A 15,782-nucleotide genomic window follows, 5' to 3' on the forward strand; every position below is an offset into this window, starting at 1 on the left:
CAAAAATCGGAATCGGTTTTTGGAAAGTACGATTCGTAGATTCAACCATTTAGAGCGACCTTTGTGCGTCCAAATGGACGCACGGCACTCTAGGAGCATATTCCGACGGGATGAAATGACGATCGACAGGATTGTCGTTTCAGCGGGAAATTTTTGGATGACGTTCTATTTATCAATTTCAAGGCATTGTTGAGCGCAATTTAGGCGTGCAAGGTGCCTGATGCGAGAATTTCGATGCACGCGTCAGTCTGCGGCAGCGAAATGCTCCATCTGGTCGGTAAAGGCTTTCTGGAATGCGGGCCGTGTCGTGGCGCGCGCGACATAGGCACGGCAAGCAGGATGCTGCGCCAGTCCGTCGAAGTGATCGACCAGACGCAACACGTCAGCCATCAGAATGTCGGCAACCGAGAAACTGTCCGTCAGCCATTCACGGCCTGACAGTGCCTGTTCCATATGCCCCAGCCGACCGGCCAGGAAACTGTCCATGAGCTGACGTCCCGGTGTCTGCTCTTCATCACCGGTGAATTTATAGAGGGCGAGTGGCAAGGCGGCCATTTCGACCGAATTCAATGCAGCAAACAGCCATTGTATGACCTCGTTTCGCGCCCTCGCATCGCCCGGCAGGAGCGCATCGCTCTTCTCGGCGATATGAAGCAGGATAGCGCCGCTTTCGAAGACCGACATATCGCCATCGATCAGCCATGGCACCTGCCCGAAGGGCTGATGGGTGAAATGTTCGGGCCCCCGATTCTTGAACGGAACGCCTTCGACGCGATAGGGCAGCCCGGCTTCCTCCAGCGCCCAACGCACCCGGAGATCACGCACAAAGCCGCGCGGCATTTTGGGAACCCAGTCAAACGTCGCCAAGATCATCTCTGTCATGGGAAACGACATAGCGCTCCAGCCGGTTTTGTCCAATGACGGTCATCGGCCTGGCGGGACATGCAAGGAAAACGCAAAATATCGCTGACTTTCAGCGACATGCGTTAGAACTTTTTAGGAAGGAAAATTTGGTGGAGCCAAGCGGGATCGAACCGCTGACCTCCTGCATGCCATGCAGGCGCTCTCCCAGCTGAGCTATGGCCCCATCAGACCTCTTTCGAGGCGCATCGGGCAGGACTTGCTGCCCGGTGTGGCGGCTTATTAAATGGCGTTCGTCAGAAGATCAAGAGCTAAATCGCAACTCTTTTCACATCTGCCAAAAATAATTCACAGATCGAGCTGAAGCACCCATGCGGATGCGCTTCAAACGAAACGAGGCGCCCCGAAGGCCGCCTCGCAAAAAGCATCAGATCTTGATCCGCAGACGGATCAACCCTCTTCGTCGTCGCCGCCGACACCACCGCCGAGAATGCCCGACATGTCGTCGTCCTCGTCTTCCTCTTCTTCGAGGAAGGTGTCTTCATCGTCGTCGCCGAGATCAACATCGTCGTCGTCGCCCAGATCCGGCAAATCGTCGCCGCTGCCTTTGGCTTCGTCGTCGGCATCCTCGAGCGAAACGAATTCCGGCTTTTCGAGCGCCGTATCGACTTCTTCCTCTTCGGTTTCCTCTTCGACAATGCGGCTTTCAAGCGTGGAGTCGAAGTACGAACGCGGATAGGAAATGCCGGTATAGGGCGAAACGATCGGATCGCGATTGAGATCGTAAAATTTCTTGCCCGTTTCCGGGTCGATACGCTTGGTACCTAGTTCAGCTTTTGTCACGTCTAGCCTCGTTAATTTGCACGGGGACACAAATTCATAAAATCGCGCCGAGATGATTGCCTTGAAGCATGTTGCCTAACACCATGCTGTTCACTCAAACATATGGCAAGAGGCAAGTCTTAAGCGCATTTATATTGTTGTCCGGTGCATAAACGCAATTTGGCGCGTTTGTCAAAGCCAAACGCAACGGGACATGCAGACTCTTGAAACTCCGTGTCGCCCACGCCGCGTATTCGCGGATGACCCCGGCTTTATCCTATGCTAGGGAAGCCCCGCTTATCTCTCAATCCCGGCGCGTGTCCGCGCCAAAAATGTGACTGTGAAAAATCCATGTCCCATTCTGCATTCCCGAAACCAGCAACTGCCCGCCGCTCGGAGGCACTCACGGGCGAAATCCGCATTCCGGGCGACAAGTCCATCTCGCATCGCTCCTTCATGTTTGGTGGCCTTGCATCGGATGAAACCCGCATCACCGGCCTCTTGGAAGGTGAAGACGTCATCAATACGGGTCGCGCCATGCAGGCCATGGGCGCAAAAATCCGCAAGGATGGTGATGTCTGGATCATCAACGGCGTCGGCAATGGCTGCCTGTTGCAGCCCGAAGCTGCGCTCGATTTCGGCAATGCCGGAACCGGTGCGCGCCTCACCATGGGCCTTGTCGGCACCTATGACATGAAAACCTCCTTTATCGGCGATGCATCGCTGACCTCGCGCCCTATGGGCCGCGTGCTGAATCCCTTGCGTGAAATGGGCGTTCAGGTGGAAGCAGCCGAAGGCGACCGCATGCCATTGACGCTGATTGGCCCCAAAACAGCCAATCCGATCACCTATCGCGTGCCGATGGCTTCCGCACAGGTGAAGTCCGCCGTGCTGCTCGCCGGTCTCAATGCGCCGGGCGTCACCACCGTGATCGAGCCGGTCATGACCCGCGACCATACGGAAAAGATGCTGCAGGGCTTTGGCGCCGATCTTTCGGTTGAAACCGACAAGGATGGCGTGCGTCATATCCGCATCACCGGCCAGGGCAAGCTTACCGGCCAGACCATCGACGTACCGGGTGATCCATCCTCGACGGCCTTCCCGCTCGTTGCCGCCCTTCTGGTCGAAGGTTCGGACGTTACCATCCGCAATGTGCTGATGAACCCGACCCGCACCGGCCTGATCCTGACGCTACAGGAAATGGGCGCCGATATCGAAGTGCTCAATGCCCGTCTTGCTGGCGGCGAGGATGTTGCCGATCTTCGTGTGAAGGCCTCGAAGCTCAAGGGCGTTACCGTTCCGCCGGAACGTGCACCGTCGATGATCGATGAATATCCGGTTCTGGCGATTGCCGCCTCCTTCGCGGAAGGCGAAACCGTGATGGACGGTCTGGACGAGCTGCGCGTCAAGGAATCGGATCGTCTCGCAGCCGTTGCACGTGGCCTTGAAGCCAATGGCGTCGATTGCACCGAAGGCGAGATGTCGCTGACGGTCCGCGGCCGCCCCGACGGCAAGGGACTGGGTGGCGGTACGGTCGCAACCCATCTCGATCACCGCATCGCGATGAGCTTCCTCGTGATGGGTCTGGCATCGGAAAAGCCGGTGACGGTCGACGACAGCACGATGATCGCCACGTCCTTCCCCGAATTCATGGACATGATGCCGGGACTGGGCGCGAAGATCGAGCTGAGCGACGCGCAATGACGCCGTTCATTGTCGCTATCGACGGACCAGCCGCCTCGGGCAAGGGAACCCTTGCCCGGCGCATCGCCATTCACTACGGCATGCCGCATCTCGACACGGGACTGACCTATCGCGCCGTCGCCAAGGCGCTTATCGACAAGGGGCTGCCTCTCGACGACGAAGCGGTGGCGGCGGACGCCGCGTTGAACCTCGATCTGCGCGAGATGGACAAGGCCGTGCTTTCGGCTCACATGATCGGCGAAGCGGCATCGAAAGTCGCGGTCATGCCGAAGGTCCGGCGTGCGCTTGTCGAAGCGCAGCGCAATTTCGCCAATGCCCTGCCCTCGAGCGTGCTTGACGGGCGCGATATCGGCACCGTCGTCTGTCCCGATGCAGCCATAAAGCTCTTTGTCACGGCTTCGCCGGAAGTGCGCGCCGAGCGTCGCTATGAAGAGATTGTGGCGCGGGGCGAGAAGGCGGATTTCGCGGAAATACTGGCTGACCTCAGAAAACGCGACGAACGCGACACGAACCGCATCGATTCTCCACTGAAGCCTGCAGAAGACGCGCACTTGCTTGATACGAGCGAAATGAGTATAGAAGCGGCATTTCTGGCCGCAAAAAAGCTGATCGATCACGCTTTGGCGCAGCATCGGGGATGATCCGGCAGGTTTAAGCTTTAGGTTTTAAGCTTTCCGGGCTTCATTGTGCCCCGAAAAGCTGGACAATCCTGAGTTCGGACCTATATAGGCTGCACTCATACTGAAAAGCCTGACTTCGCGTTCCACGCGCCGGTTGTCTGCAAAGACGGGGCCGAGGTCGGGCATAACGCAACACTAACCCCCGGCGCCGCATCCGATGAATTTTCCGGATGCACCAGGAGTATTCATGTCAGAATTCAATCCATCCCTCGCAGACTTCGAATCGCTGCTGGCGGAATCCTTTGCAACGAACGACCTTGCTGAAGGTTATGTCGTCAAGGGCCGCATCGTGGCCATTGAAAAGGACATGGCGATCATCGACGCCGGTCTGAAGGTCGAAGGCCGCGTGCCGCTGAAGGAATTCGGCGCAAAGGGCAAAGACGGCACGCTGAAGCCGGGCGACGAAGTGGAAGTTTACGTCGAGCGCATCGAAAACGCTCTGGGCGAAGCTGTCCTGTCGCGCGAAAAAGCACGCCGTGAAGAAAGCTGGGTCAAGCTCGAGCAGAAGTTCGCCAATGGCGAGCGCGTCGATGGCGTCATCTTCAATCAGGTCAAGGGTGGTTTCACCGTCGACCTCGACGGCGCTGTTGCCTTCCTGCCGCGTTCGCAGGTCGACATCCGCCCGATCCGCGACGTCACCCCGCTCATGCACGTCCCGCAGCCGTTCGAAATCCTCAAGATGGACAAGCGTCGCGGCAACATCGTTGTCTCGCGTCGTACCGTTCTCGAAGAGAGCCGTGCGGAACAGCGTTCGGAAATCGTCCAGAACCTTGAAGAAGGTCAGGTCGTTGAAGGCGTCGTCAAGAACATCACCGATTACGGTGCGTTCGTTGACCTCGGCGGCATCGACGGTCTCCTGCACGTGACCGACATGGCATGGCGCCGCGTCAACCATCCGTCGGAAATCCTCACCATCGGCCAGACGGTCAAGGTGCAGATCATCCGCATCAACCAGGAAACCCATCGTATCTCGCTCGGCATGAAGCAGCTCGAGAGCGATCCTTGGGATGGTATCGGCGCGAAGTACCCGATCGGCAAAAAGATCACCGGCACCGTCACGAACATCACCGACTACGGTGCATTCGTCGAAATCGAGCCGGGCATCGAAGGCCTCATCCACGTTTCCGAAATGTCGTGGACCAAGAAGAATGTCCATCCGGGCAAGATTCTGTCCACCACGCAGGAAGTCGAAGTCGTTGTGCTCGAAGTTGATCCGGTCAAGCGCCGTATCTCGCTGGGCCTCAAGCAGACCCTCGACAATCCGTGGACGACCTTTGCCCAGAAGTACCCTGTCGGTACGGTTGTTGAAGGTGAAGTCAAGAACAAGACCGAATTTGGCCTGTTCATTGGCCTCGACGGCGACGTTGACGGCATGGTTCACCTCTCCGACCTCGACTGGAACCGTCCGGGCGAACAGGTCATCGAAGAGTACAACAAGGGTGAAGTCGTCAAGGCTGTCGTTCTCGACGTTGACATCGACAAGGAACGCATCTCGCTCGGCATCAAGCAGCTTTCCGGCGACAAGGTCGGTGAAGCAGCAGCTTCGGGTGAACTGCGCAAGAACGCCGTTGTAACCTGCGAAGTGACTGCCGTTACCGACGGTGGCCTCGAAGTCCGTCTCGTCGACCACGATCTCGACAGCTTCATCCGCCGCTCGGATCTTTCGCGTGATCGCGATGAACAGCGTCCGGAACGCTTCACGGTCGGTCAGAAGGTTGACGCCCGCGTCATCGCTTTCGACAAGAAGACCCGCAAGCTGCAGGTCTCGATCAAGGCACTCGAAATCGCCGAAGAAAAGGAAGCAGTTGCTCAGTACGGTTCGTCCGACTCCGGTGCTTCGCTCGGCGACATTCTTGCTGCAGCCATGAAGAAGTCGGAAAAGAACTAATCTTTTTCCTTCGACTGAACATGAAGAAGCCCGCCTCCCGGCGGGCTTTTTCTTTATTAAATAAATTTAAGAATTTTCGTTTGCCACGAAATGGTCACGAATTGGGCCGACCCTTTGTATCAGATCAGTACTGATCCAAAACTGTATTTCAATCATAACAGTCAAATAACCGGTAATTTTTCTACAATAATAATGGAGGATAAAAGCTTTCAGACAGCCATTCATCTTAAATATCCAAAACAGTTATTTTAGAACGGATTGCATACGATGATTAGCAAAACCAATTCCCTGCCCGTTATTCTGCTTTCAACCGCCCTGCTGAGCGCTTCCTTTGCAGCGCCCAGCTTCGCTGATGATACGGCAAAGCCGAAGGCTGCTGCAGCACAGAGCACGAAAGCTGCACAGCAGGACACCATCAAGAAGCTGGATGCGATTTCCGGTGACGGTCTTGCAGCGGTGCGCGGCGTCACACTGGCGCGACTGGCCATTTTTCAGGGAACGCCGGACCAGGCAAAGATCATCCTGACGACCGTCAAGGACGATCTGGACAAGGCGCTGAAAGACACCCCTTCACTGCTCGACAAGATGAAAACGGCCGGCGCTTCGGCCGATGAAATCGCCGAGGTTCAATCAGGCACACTGCCGGTCGATATGGAAGTCGGCGTCGTCGATGACTACAAGCTGACGCCGGAAAAGGCCGCGCATCTCAAAAAGGCCAACGAGCATATCCAGAATGGCCGCAAGAAAGAGGCGCAGGAAGAACTGAAGCTCGCGGATATAGATCTGGTGATAACCGAAACGACGGCTAATCTGCCCGCCATCGACAAGGACGTCGATCTGGCTTTGGAGCAACTCGCAGACAGCAAATATTACGAAGCCAATCTGACACTCATCAAGGCCGAACATATGGTCACGATCCGCTCCAATATGTCGATGGACGACAATAAGGGCGCTGGCAAAACGGCCAATGCGCCAGCGAACGAAAAGCCCGCCGACGCTACCAAACCGGCTGACGCCGCCAAGAAAAGCTGACAATAAGCTGTAGGAGAATAGCCGGGATGTGAACCATCCCGGCTTTTTTATGCAACACTGAGCATATGGATCAGGCCAAGGCTGATGGCGCAGAGGGCCACGAGCGAAAGTACGGCGGTCAAGGTGACCCGACCGCCTGCCGATGCGACCGAACGGATGTCCACACCGAGGCCGAGAGCTGCCATCGAAATGATCGTGAGAAGGGTCGAGGCATATTGAATACCGGGCAGAATCGTTTCCGGGATCAGATGCAACGAATGCAGCGCCATCATGCCGAGAAAGCCGATGATGAACCACGGCACCAGTTGGAAGAAACCTGGCTTGACCTCCGCATTCTTGTTACCGGCGAGAAGCGCCAGTGCGAGAATGACCGGCCCAAGCATCAGCACGCGCACAAGCTTCACCAATGTACCAAGCTGCACGCTGATCGTCGCGACCGGAGCGGTCGCGGCCAGAACCTGTGGCACTGCGTAGACAGTCAGGCCCGCCAGCACGCCATATTGCGTGTGCGACAGCCCCAGAAGCGGTACCAGCAGCGGCAGGAGCAGCACGACGACCACGCCGAGAATTGCGGTGAAGGCGATGGAGGCCGCCACGTCTTCACTTCCAGCACCAATGACCGGCGCAGTCGCAGCAATGGCGGAGTTACCGCAAATGGAATTGCCGCAGGCGACCAGTACGGCCATGCGATGCGGAAGCTTCAGCAAACGCCCGATCCCGTAGCTCAGTGTAATCGCCAGCACCACCACACCTGCAATGCCGAAGATGAGCCCCGAACCTGCAGCCACCACCGCACTGGCGCTGATCGATGCACCGAGCAGCACGACGGCAATCTCCAGAAGAAGCTTGGCGGAAAAACCGATGCCCTTGTTGAATTGCTTGCCCGGACGCAGGAACGTGCGCACCACGGTACCGAGGAGAATGGCGATCACCAGCGCTTCGAGCCAGGCGCGCCCCGCATAATGTTCCTCGACTCTTTCAAGTCCAATCGCCGCTATTGCGACGGCGACACTCAAGCCAAGTCCTGGGAGGATGTTCTGGATTTTGGAGTAGGTCATTTTCAGCATTTCAAAGTGAATGAGAATTATTTTCTCACCAAATGCCCGATTTTCCCTGTTCAATCCATTTCATTATATGTCATATTTTATTCGATAAAATCGAATGATAGATGCTATGACACTGGAACAATTGCGAATTTTCATTGAAGTGGCCGAACGAGAGCACCTCACGCGGGCCTCGGAAGCCTTGCACCTGACGCCTTCGGCGGTCAGTTCGGCTATCCGCACGATGGAAGACCGCTACGGAGCGACGCTCTTCAACCGTATTGGGCGTCGGATAGAACTGACCGGCGACGGACGCATGTTTCTGGACGAGGCGCGCTCCACACTTTCACGCGCTCGTTCCGCCGAGCAGATGCTGTCGGAACTTGGCGGCGGCAAGCGCGGCATCCTCGCCATTCATGCCAGTCAGACCATCGCCAGCTATTGGCTGCCGTCCTTTCTGGCACGGTTCCACGCCGCCTTCCCCCTCATCGACGTGCGGCTGACGCTCGGCAATACGGAAAGCGTCACCGAAGCGACACAGGAAGGTGTTGCAGATATCGGCCTTGTGGAAGGCGCTGTGCAGGCGCCGTCGCTATCAATCAGCAAGGTTGCAAGCGACCAGCTTATTCTGGTGGCGCGCCCCGATCATGACTGGGGTACAGGCGGCAAGCTCACCTGGGATCGGCTTTTCGAGGGAAAATGGATTCTACGTGAACAGGGATCGGGAACGCGCAGCGTTTTCGAGGATGCGATGCGCGCTTCCGGTTACAATCCAGCGCGTCTGCATGTAGCGCTGGAACTGCCCTCGAACGAAGCCATCTGCTCGGCGGTGCGTTCGGGTGACTATGTAACAGCCATCTCGGAACTTGTCGCCGCCCCGCATCTTGCTGCCGGAACACTGGTAAAGGCGGATTTTGCTCTCCCACAGCGCCAGTTTCTCATGCTGCAGCACAACGACCGTTACAGAACGAAAGCGCTGCAGTCTTTCGCCAACTTGCTGAGCGGCGGGGATCAGCGGATCTGACGTAATAGCTCCGGCTGCGGGAAGCAGGTTGACTCCATGCCGTTTTTCGCCTGCCACAGGCCAATCGAGCGGCGCGTCTTGAAGCCGGGCAGACCATCCGGCTTGCCGACATCATAGCCCAGCGCCTGCATGCGTTTCTGCATTGCGCCGATATCAGAGCGATACATGGAGCCGACATCGCCCCATCCACGGCTGAAATCGCCCGCACCATAGGCGATACGATCACCGACGTGACCGATGAAGAGCGCATAGAGATCGCTCATATTATAATCTTTGAGCACGTAGAAATTCGGGCTCACGACAAAGGCCGGACCGTAGCGACCGGCGGGCATGAGCAGAAAGCCCTCGCCCTTCATTTCATTGGCCGGGAATGGTTTCCCATTCACCCGCGTAATGCCGAGCTTGGCCCATTCGGCAATCGTCTTGCCCTGATCTGGCCCTTCCAGCGAGCAGGACACGTTCTGCGGAACGCTCACTTCAAAGCCCCAGTCGCGCCCCTTCTGCCAGCCATGCAGCTTCAGATAATTGGCGATGGAGGCAAGCGTATCCGGCACCGAGTTCCAGATGTCGCGCTTGCCGTCACCGTCGAAATCGACGGCGTGCTTCAGATAGGAAGTCGGCATGAATTGCGGCTGGCCGAGCGCGCCCGCCCATGAGCTTTTCATCCCGCTTTCATCGATATAACCCTTCGAAGCAATTTCGAGCGCAGCGATCAGTTCCTTGCGGAACATGTCCTTGCGGGTGGCCATAAAGGCCTTGGTGCCGAGAACCTCATAGGCATTGTAGGGAATCTTCACCGTGCCGAAGCCGGATTCACGGCCCCATACGGCAAGCAGGACAGGCCCCGGAACACCGTATTTCTGCTCGATACGCTTCAAGAGGTTGGTATATTGGCCATAGCGCGCCTTGCCGCCGCTTGTGACTGCGCCCATGGTCTTCGCGTTGAAATATTTGCCGGGCGCACCGAATTCCGCCTGTTTCTGCTCTTTCGGTGTCGAAGGCTTTTCGCCGGGAATGACAAGGTCCGGCAGCTTCCAGTTGATCGAGACACCGGCAAAAGCCTGATCGAACACGGCGCGGGATACGCCTGCCGCCTTCGCTTCCGGCCAAAGGTCCTTTTCGAGCCAGTTGCGATACTGGCTTTCAATCTGCACCTTGGACGGTGCGGCAATGGTGGGAGAAACAGCAAGACTGGCAGCCAGTGCGAGACCAATCTTCAGGCTACGCTTCCAATTTCCCGCTGCCATGCATGTCTCCAAACCTAGAGTGTCGTTCGTGCCCGCAAGGCGGCAGCCAGCGTGCCTTCATCCAGATAATCGAGTTCGCCGCCGACCGGAACGCCGTGCGCAAGCCGCGTGACGCGCACGTCGAAGCTCGATAGCTGGTCGGTGATGTAATGCGCGGTGGTCTGGCCTTCGACGGTGGCATTGACCGCGAGAATCACTTCCTTGATTTCACCGGTGGCAACCCGTTCCACCAGACCCTTGATGTTGAGATCGTCCGGGCCGATGCCATCGAGCGGCGACAGGCGACCGCCGAGGACATGATAGCGCACATTCATCGTGCCAGCCCGTTCCAATGCCCAGAGATCGGAAACGTCTTCCACCACGATGAGGGTTGTCGGATCGCGACGTTCATCGGTGCAGATCGTGCACGGATCGGACGTATCGACATTGCCGCAGCACGAACAGATGCGCACCTTTTCGGCAGCTTCCTGCATGGCGCCGCCAAGCGGCACCAGAAGCGCTTCCTTCTTCTTGATGAGGTGCAGCGCCGCACGGCGGGCCGAACGCGGTCCAAGCCCCGGCACGCGGGCCAGAAGCTGGATGAGACGTTCGATTTCAGGACCGGCTATTCGTTTGGACATCTTTTAAGGCAATAAGGCAGTAGGGCGATAGGGCAATAGGGAAAGCAGAGGCAGCAGCGTTTCGGGCAGAAAAACATACTGCCCTAATGCCTTACTGCCCTATTCCCCTAAAACGGCAGCTTAAACCCCGGAGGAACCGGCAGACCCGCGGTGAGCGACTGCGTCTTCTCAGCCATGGCCGCTTCGAGCTTGGCCTTGGCATCGTTATGCGCCGCGATAATCAGGTCTTCGAGGATTTCAACCTCTTCGTCCTTCATCAGCGACGGGTCGATCTTCAGTGCCGACAAGGTGCCCTTGCCGGAAAGCGTGATCGTCACCAGCCCCCCGCCCGAAGAGGCCGAGGCTTCCAGATTGGCGATTTCATCCTGCATGGCCTTCATCTTGGCCTGCAATTCCTTCGCCTGCTTCATCATGCCCATCATGTCACGCATGGGTTCACTCCATCATTCCGTAATTCAGTCGTCTTCAGACGGTGCGTCCGGTGTTTCCACCACAGCATCGAGGTCAATGTCCTCGTCGTCATTCTGTTCCGGCACGGCAATGCGCACGTCGGTAATCTTCGCGCCCGGAAAGGCCGCGAGAATAGCGGCGACATCGGGATCGGCACGGGCGTCGGTCACCAGATTGTCGCGTCGCTCGGTTTCCGCCTCCGAAATGGTCTGCCCCGCCACGTCGCGCGCGACGGTCACCACCCAGCGAATGCCGGTCCAGTTCAGGAGGCGTTGCGAAATGTCGCTCGGCAGCGATTTCGGCGCATCGTCGGTCAAGCCGATTTCCAGCCGTCCCGGCACGATGGATGCCAGCCGCACACAGCTCTTGACCAGAATCTTGAACTGCATGTCGCGATGCTTGTCGGCCAGTGCAACGATGTCATGCAGGCTGTTGACCGGCACGGAAGGCTGCGGCGCATTCTCGACGAATTGCTGCGGTGCAGCAGACGGCTGAATCGGTTGTGGCGGCGTTTCCACGATACGCATGGCCGTTGCCGGTCCACCGGAGACGGGAGCCATCGAGGACGAACCAACCGCATCGGTGGCAAAACGCGCTTCAGGGTGACCGCCGCCGCCATTTGGCCGCGGATTGCCCGGCTGCGAACGCGGCGCCGAAACAGAGCCATTATCGAGACCACGGATCGCTTCCTCCAGCGTCGGCAGATCGGCTGCATGGGCAAGCCGGATCAAAAGCATTTCTGCAGCCTGAACCGGTCTCGTCGCCGTATCGACTTCCGCAATGCCCTTGAGCAGCATCTGCCAGGTGCGCGACAGCACACGGACAGAAAGTTTCTGCGCGAATTCCCGACCGCGCACGCGCTCATCTTCCGACAGGGACACGTCTTCGGCCACATCCGGCGTGAAACGCAGGCGTGTCACCAGGTGGTTGAAATCGGCAAGATCGGTCAGCACGACCGACGGGTCGGCACCCACATCATATTGCGCACGAAACTCTGTCAGTGCGCCAGCTACATCGCCGCGGATCAGCATCTCGAAGAGGTCGATGATACGGGCACGGTCGGCAAGGCCCAGCATGGAGCGCACGGCTTCGGCTGTAACGGTGCCCGCACCATGCGCAATGGCCTGATCGAAGATCGACAGCGAATCGCGTGCCGAGCCTTCGCCTGCGCGTGCGATCATGGCGAGCGATGTGTCATCCACCGCAATCTGTTCCGCTTCCGCGATGCGACGCAGATGTTGCGCCAGCGTGCCCGATTCGATGCGGCGCAGGTCGAAGCGCTGGCAGCGCGACAGGACCGTGATCGGAACTTTTCGGATTTCGGTGGTGGCAAAGATGAATTTGACGTGCGGCGGCGGCTCTTCCAGCGTCTTCAACAGGCCGTTGAAAGCCTGATTGGAGAGCATGTGCACTTCGTCGATGATATAGACTTTATAACGCGCAGAAACCGGGCGATAGCGCACCTGCTCGATGATCTCGCGGATGTCATCGATGCCCGTATGCGAGGCGGCGTCCATCTCGATCACATCGACATGACGGCCTTCCATGATCGCCTGGCAGTTTTCGCCCTGCACGGAAAGATCGATAGTCGGCTGGTCGACCGTATCGGTCTTGTAATTGAGCGCGCGCGCCAGAATGCGCGCCGTGGTCGTCTTGCCGACCCCGCGAACGCCGGTAAGCATCCAGGCCTGCGCAATGCGGCCCGTCTCGAACGCGTTCTTGAGCGTACGAACCATCGGCTCCTGGCCGATAAGGTCGTTGAAATTCTGGGGGCGATATTTGCGGGCGAGAACGCGATAGGCGCCATCAGCGGATTTTGTGTCCATGAGCTGCCCTTCCGTTCTTCCTGTTCCGCTTTTTTTCTCAGTCGCCAGTTTGGACCGGACGCATGAGCGGCGTCAACCAAAGAGGCAACCCATCAACAGTCGTCGGCGTCGTGAGAAAGGGTGGGAGGCTGGCACGATGACCCGTGCCGTGGCTCGTTAGGGCTGCTTCCTTCCGGACCTGACCCGGTTGGCGAGTGGCTCGTCCACCACCAACCTCCCGACTTGCATATCGTCAATTGCCACGCAAAAAGCAAGCGCCGAACGAAAAAAACTGATAAGAATCGGCTTATGGAACAATTCGAACTCGATAAACGACTTCATGCCGACACTTTTTCTGTCGCCAAGCTTGGCTTGTGCGAGCTTCGGCTGATGAATGACAAGCGCTGGCCATGGCTGATCCTGGTGCCGCGCCGCCCTGGTCTCACCGAAATTCACGACATGACCCCGCTCGACCAGACCATGCTGACCTTCGAGACCGGCATTGTGGCGCAGGCGCTCAAGACAGCGACAGCGTGCCAGAAGATCAACACAGGCGCGCTCGGCAATATCGTCCGACAGCTCCATCTGCATGTGATCGCCCGCAATGAGGACGATGCGGGCTGGCCCGGCCCTGTCTGGGGCTTCGGCACTCGCGAGACCTATGACGAAAAAGCCGCCCACCAACTGATCGCCGACATTCGCGCGGCGCTTTAGTTTTTTCACGCGCATCTTTTCGGGATGCGCTCTGTTTTCCCCCAATACTTTCCAGAGAGCATCATGGCTTTCCGTCTCTATGACCTGCCGGAAATCGAACCGAGCCGATCTGTCGGATTTTCCGGCAATCGAATCGACCGCCAATCCGAAAAGCGACAGGATGATTCTGCCTTCACGGCGCTGGAACTTCCCGAAACGCGAATCATGCTGCTGGGCGGCAACAGGTTGCTGCTCGACTATGCCGATGAGAAAGCGCCGCGCGCCCTGTTCCGCCTTGGTGAGGTGAAGGAGTTTGCGCCCGATCTCAATGAACCCGTTCTGCTCGGACTTCAGGACGGCGTGCCGCTTGTCGCGTTGACGACACCGCTCGACCCCGAGACGATGGAACAGCCTTTCCGCCTGCAGGATTATCGCAGCATCTATACGGAAGGGCTGGTATCTGCCGATCTGCTCGGCGCGCTGGCGCAAGCCGCCGCACTCACCGCATGGCATGCCAATCACCGTTTCTGTGGACGTTGCGGCACGAAAACCGAAATGCGCGCCGGCGGGGCCAAGCGGCAATGCCCGAACTGCGGCGCCGAACATTTCCCGCGCACCGATCCGGTCGCAATCATGCTGCCGGTGCGTGGCGAAAAATGCATTCTGGCACGCGGGCCCCATTTTGCGCCCGGCTCCTATTCCTGTCTCGCAGGCTTCATCGAGCATGGCGAAACGATCGAGGCCGCTGTGCGCCGCGAAAGTGTCGAGGAAATGGGGCTCGCCATCGGTCGCGTCGCCTATCATGCGAGCCAGCCCTGGCCGTTTCCCTATTCGCTGATGATCGGCTGCCACGCGGAGGTTCTGAGCGACGACTTCACCATCGACCGCTCGGAGCTGGAAGACGGTCGCTGGTTCTCGAAGGCCGAAGTGCGCACCATGTTGGAAGGCACACATGCAAATGGGTTGCGGGTGCCGCCATCCGGCGCCATCGCAACCCATCTCATAAAGGCCTGGGCCTACGACGCGGGCTGATTATTCGGCGGCGAGCAACTGTGTGCCGCGAATATCGCTACCCTGATAGACGCCGAGAATGCGCACTTCCTTGGTGAAGAAGCGGAGCTCCTCCAGCGCGAGTTGCAGGTTGTGGTCCTCCGGATGTCCTTCGACATCGGCATAAAACTGCGTGGCAATGAAGCGTCCGCCGATCTGATAGCTTTCGAGCTTCGTCATGTTGATGCCATTGGTGGCAAAACCGCCCAGCGCCTTGTAGAGCGCGGCCGGTACGTTGCGCACGCGGAAAACAAAAGTCGTCACGATGCGCTCGCCATTTTCAGGACGCGGCGCCCACTGCTTGCTCTTGGACAGGACCACGAAGCGAGTCACATTGTCTTCCGCATCCTCGACATTTTCTTCCAGAATATCGAGACCGTAGAGCTCGGCTGCAAGGCTTGGCGCCAATGCCGCCATGGAGCGATCGTTCATATCGGCGACGAGACGCGCGGCTCCCGCCGTATCGCCAGCAATGACGCCCTTCCAGCCGTTCTGACGGATGACGTTGCGGCACTGGCCAAGCGCATGGACATGGCTGTGAACGGTCTTGATTTCCTCGCGCTTGACGCCCGGAAGCACCATCAACTGAAAATGGATCGGCAGGAAATATTCGCCGATGATATGCATGTCGGCCAGCGGCAGCAGATAATGAATATCGGCGACGCGACCGGCCAGCGTGTTCTCGATCGGGATCATGGCCAGATCGGCGGCACCGGTTTCAACCGCGTTGAAGGCATCCTCAAAAGTCGGGCACGGCAACGGCTCCATATCGGGAAACATGTTGCGGCACGCCGTATCGGAATTTGCGCCCGCTTCACCCTGGAAGGAAATCCTGTTGGTTTTCATCGTACCATGCTTTCTCA

15 protein-coding genes, 1 tRNA gene and 1 other RNA gene are annotated in these 15,782 nt (G+C 58.0%); 7 read left to right on the forward strand and 10 right to left on the reverse strand.

The features are described from left to right. Positions 1-243: 243 nt before the first annotated feature. The 3 genes from ACYSN1_RS06900 to ACYSN1_RS06910 form a co-directional block, all read right to left on the reverse strand. Positions 244-882, reverse strand: a complete 639-nt coding sequence (locus tag ACYSN1_RS06900) for a glutathione S-transferase family protein (RefSeq protein ID WP_461724964.1) — start codon at positions 880-882, stop codon at positions 244-246. 129 nt (positions 883-1,011) lie between these two features. Next, a tRNA-Ala gene (locus tag ACYSN1_RS06905) sits at positions 1,012-1,087 on the reverse strand. A 224-nt stretch (positions 1,088-1,311) separates the two neighbouring features. Further along, positions 1,312-1,704, reverse strand: a complete 393-nt coding sequence (locus ACYSN1_RS06910; RefSeq protein WP_461724965.1) for a TIGR02300 family protein — start codon at positions 1,702-1,704, stop codon at positions 1,312-1,314. A 330-nt stretch (positions 1,705-2,034) separates the two neighbouring features. Here ACYSN1_RS06910 and aroA point away from each other — a divergent pair, with 330 nt between their 5' ends. The 4 genes from aroA to ACYSN1_RS06930 all read left to right on the forward strand — a co-directional run bounded on the left by aroA (position 2,035) and on the right by ACYSN1_RS06930 (position 6,987). Further along, positions 2,035-3,387, forward strand: a complete 1,353-nt coding sequence (aroA, locus tag ACYSN1_RS06915) for a 3-phosphoshikimate 1-carboxyvinyltransferase (protein ID WP_461724966.1) — start codon at positions 2,035-2,037, stop codon at positions 3,385-3,387. Further along, positions 3,384-4,028, forward strand: a complete 645-nt coding sequence (cmk, locus tag ACYSN1_RS06920; RefSeq protein WP_461724967.1) for a (d)CMP kinase — start codon at positions 3,384-3,386, stop codon at positions 4,026-4,028. Before aroA ends, cmk begins: the two co-directional genes overlap by 4 nt. 226 nt (positions 4,029-4,254) lie before the next feature. Next, positions 4,255-5,955: a 30S ribosomal protein S1 gene (rpsA, locus tag ACYSN1_RS06925; RefSeq protein ID WP_140020664.1), complete on the forward strand. Its 1,701-nt coding sequence runs from the start codon at positions 4,255-4,257 to the stop codon at positions 5,953-5,955. 267 nt (positions 5,956-6,222) lie between these two features. After that, positions 6,223-6,987, forward strand: coding sequence for a YfdX family protein (locus tag ACYSN1_RS06930; RefSeq protein WP_461724968.1), 765 nt, complete (start codon positions 6,223-6,225; stop codon positions 6,985-6,987). A 47-nt stretch (positions 6,988-7,034) separates the two neighbouring features. Here the strand turns inward: ACYSN1_RS06930 and ACYSN1_RS06935 are convergent, their stop codons facing one another. Continuing rightward, positions 7,035-8,054, reverse strand: coding sequence for a YeiH family protein (locus ACYSN1_RS06935; protein WP_461725292.1), 1,020 nt, complete (start codon positions 8,052-8,054; stop codon positions 7,035-7,037). Between the two features lie 106 nt (positions 8,055-8,160). On the opposite strand from ACYSN1_RS06935, the gene ACYSN1_RS06940 reads away from it, so the two are divergent. Further along, entirely contained in the window at positions 8,161-9,054 is an 894-nt protein-coding gene (locus tag ACYSN1_RS06940) for a LysR substrate-binding domain-containing protein (RefSeq protein WP_461724969.1), read from the forward strand. Here the strand turns inward: ACYSN1_RS06940 and ACYSN1_RS06945 are convergent. The 5 genes from ACYSN1_RS06945 to ffs all read right to left on the reverse strand — a co-directional run bounded on the left by ACYSN1_RS06945 (position 9,042) and on the right by ffs (position 13,415). After that, a complete protein-coding gene (locus ACYSN1_RS06945) occupies positions 9,042-10,301 on the reverse strand; it encodes a lytic murein transglycosylase (protein WP_461724970.1) in 1,260 nt (419 codons plus the stop codon). The genes ACYSN1_RS06940 and ACYSN1_RS06945 overlap by 13 nt on opposite strands. Before the next feature lie 14 nt (positions 10,302-10,315). Beyond that, positions 10,316-10,921, reverse strand: a complete 606-nt coding sequence (gene recR / locus ACYSN1_RS06950) for a recombination mediator RecR (protein ID WP_151557116.1) — start codon at positions 10,919-10,921, stop codon at positions 10,316-10,318. A gap of 107 nt (positions 10,922-11,028) precedes the next feature. Beyond that, positions 11,029-11,352 carry a YbaB/EbfC family nucleoid-associated protein gene (locus ACYSN1_RS06955; protein ID WP_461724971.1) on the reverse strand — a complete coding sequence of 108 codons (324 nt, stop codon included), beginning with the start codon at positions 11,350-11,352 and terminating at the stop codon, positions 11,029-11,031. 24 nt (positions 11,353-11,376) lie between these two features. After that, on the reverse strand, positions 11,377-13,197 hold the full coding sequence (locus ACYSN1_RS06960; protein WP_461724972.1) for a DNA polymerase III subunit gamma/tau: 1,821 nt from the start codon (positions 13,195-13,197) through the stop codon (positions 11,377-11,379). Between the two features lie 120 nt (positions 13,198-13,317). Continuing rightward, an RNA gene (ffs, locus tag ACYSN1_RS06965) (signal recognition particle sRNA small type) lies at positions 13,318-13,415 on the reverse strand. A 70-nt stretch (positions 13,416-13,485) separates the two neighbouring features. Between ffs and ACYSN1_RS06970 the strand changes: the two genes are divergently transcribed. Further along, complete coding sequence (locus ACYSN1_RS06970; RefSeq protein ID WP_461724973.1) at positions 13,486-13,890, forward strand: HIT domain-containing protein; 405 nt, start codon at positions 13,486-13,488, stop codon at positions 13,888-13,890. Between the two features lie 63 nt (positions 13,891-13,953). Further along, positions 13,954-14,901, forward strand: a complete 948-nt coding sequence (gene nudC / locus ACYSN1_RS06975; RefSeq protein WP_461724974.1) for an NAD(+) diphosphatase — start codon at positions 13,954-13,956, stop codon at positions 14,899-14,901. Here the strand turns inward: nudC and ACYSN1_RS06980 are convergent, their stop codons facing one another. Continuing rightward, entirely contained in the window at positions 14,902-15,765 is an 864-nt protein-coding gene (locus ACYSN1_RS06980) for a prephenate dehydratase (protein WP_461724975.1), read from the reverse strand. Between the last annotated feature and the right edge of the window lie 17 nt (positions 15,766-15,782).

The sequence above is a fragment of the Brucella sp. LJL56 genome (assembly GCF_054871705.1).

Excerpts from the sequence above, each read along its gene's own strand:
- ACYSN1_RS06900 (WP_461724964.1), bottom strand. The coding sequence starts at position 882 with ATGACAGAGATGATCTTGGCGACGTTTGACTGGGTTCCCAAAATGCCG.
- aroA (WP_461724966.1), top strand. The coding sequence starts at position 2,035 with ATGTCCCATTCTGCATTCCCGAAACCAGCAACTGCCCGCCGCTCGGAG.
- cmk (WP_461724967.1), top strand. The coding sequence starts at position 3,384 with ATGACGCCGTTCATTGTCGCTATCGACGGACCAGCCGCCTCGGGCAAG.
- rpsA (WP_140020664.1), top strand. The coding sequence starts at position 4,255 with ATGTCAGAATTCAATCCATCCCTCGCAGACTTCGAATCGCTGCTGGCG.
- ACYSN1_RS06930 (WP_461724968.1), top strand. The coding sequence starts at position 6,223 with ATGATTAGCAAAACCAATTCCCTGCCCGTTATTCTGCTTTCAACCGCC.
- ACYSN1_RS06935 (WP_461725292.1), bottom strand. The coding sequence starts at position 8,054 with ATGCTGAAAATGACCTACTCCAAAATCCAGAACATCCTCCCAGGACTT.
- ACYSN1_RS06940 (WP_461724969.1), top strand. The coding sequence starts at position 8,161 with ATGACACTGGAACAATTGCGAATTTTCATTGAAGTGGCCGAACGAGAG.
- ACYSN1_RS06945 (WP_461724970.1), bottom strand. The coding sequence starts at position 10,301 with ATGGCAGCGGGAAATTGGAAGCGTAGCCTGAAGATTGGTCTCGCACTG.
- recR (WP_151557116.1), bottom strand. The coding sequence starts at position 10,921 with ATGTCCAAACGAATAGCCGGTCCTGAAATCGAACGTCTCATCCAGCTT.
- ACYSN1_RS06955 (WP_461724971.1), bottom strand. The coding sequence starts at position 11,352 with ATGCGTGACATGATGGGCATGATGAAGCAGGCGAAGGAATTGCAGGCC.
- ACYSN1_RS06960 (WP_461724972.1), bottom strand. The coding sequence starts at position 13,197 with ATGGACACAAAATCCGCTGATGGCGCCTATCGCGTTCTCGCCCGCAAA.
- ACYSN1_RS06970 (WP_461724973.1), top strand. The coding sequence starts at position 13,486 with ATGGAACAATTCGAACTCGATAAACGACTTCATGCCGACACTTTTTCT.
- nudC (WP_461724974.1), top strand. The coding sequence starts at position 13,954 with ATGGCTTTCCGTCTCTATGACCTGCCGGAAATCGAACCGAGCCGATCT.
- ACYSN1_RS06980 (WP_461724975.1), bottom strand. The coding sequence starts at position 15,765 with ATGAAAACCAACAGGATTTCCTTCCAGGGTGAAGCGGGCGCAAATTCC.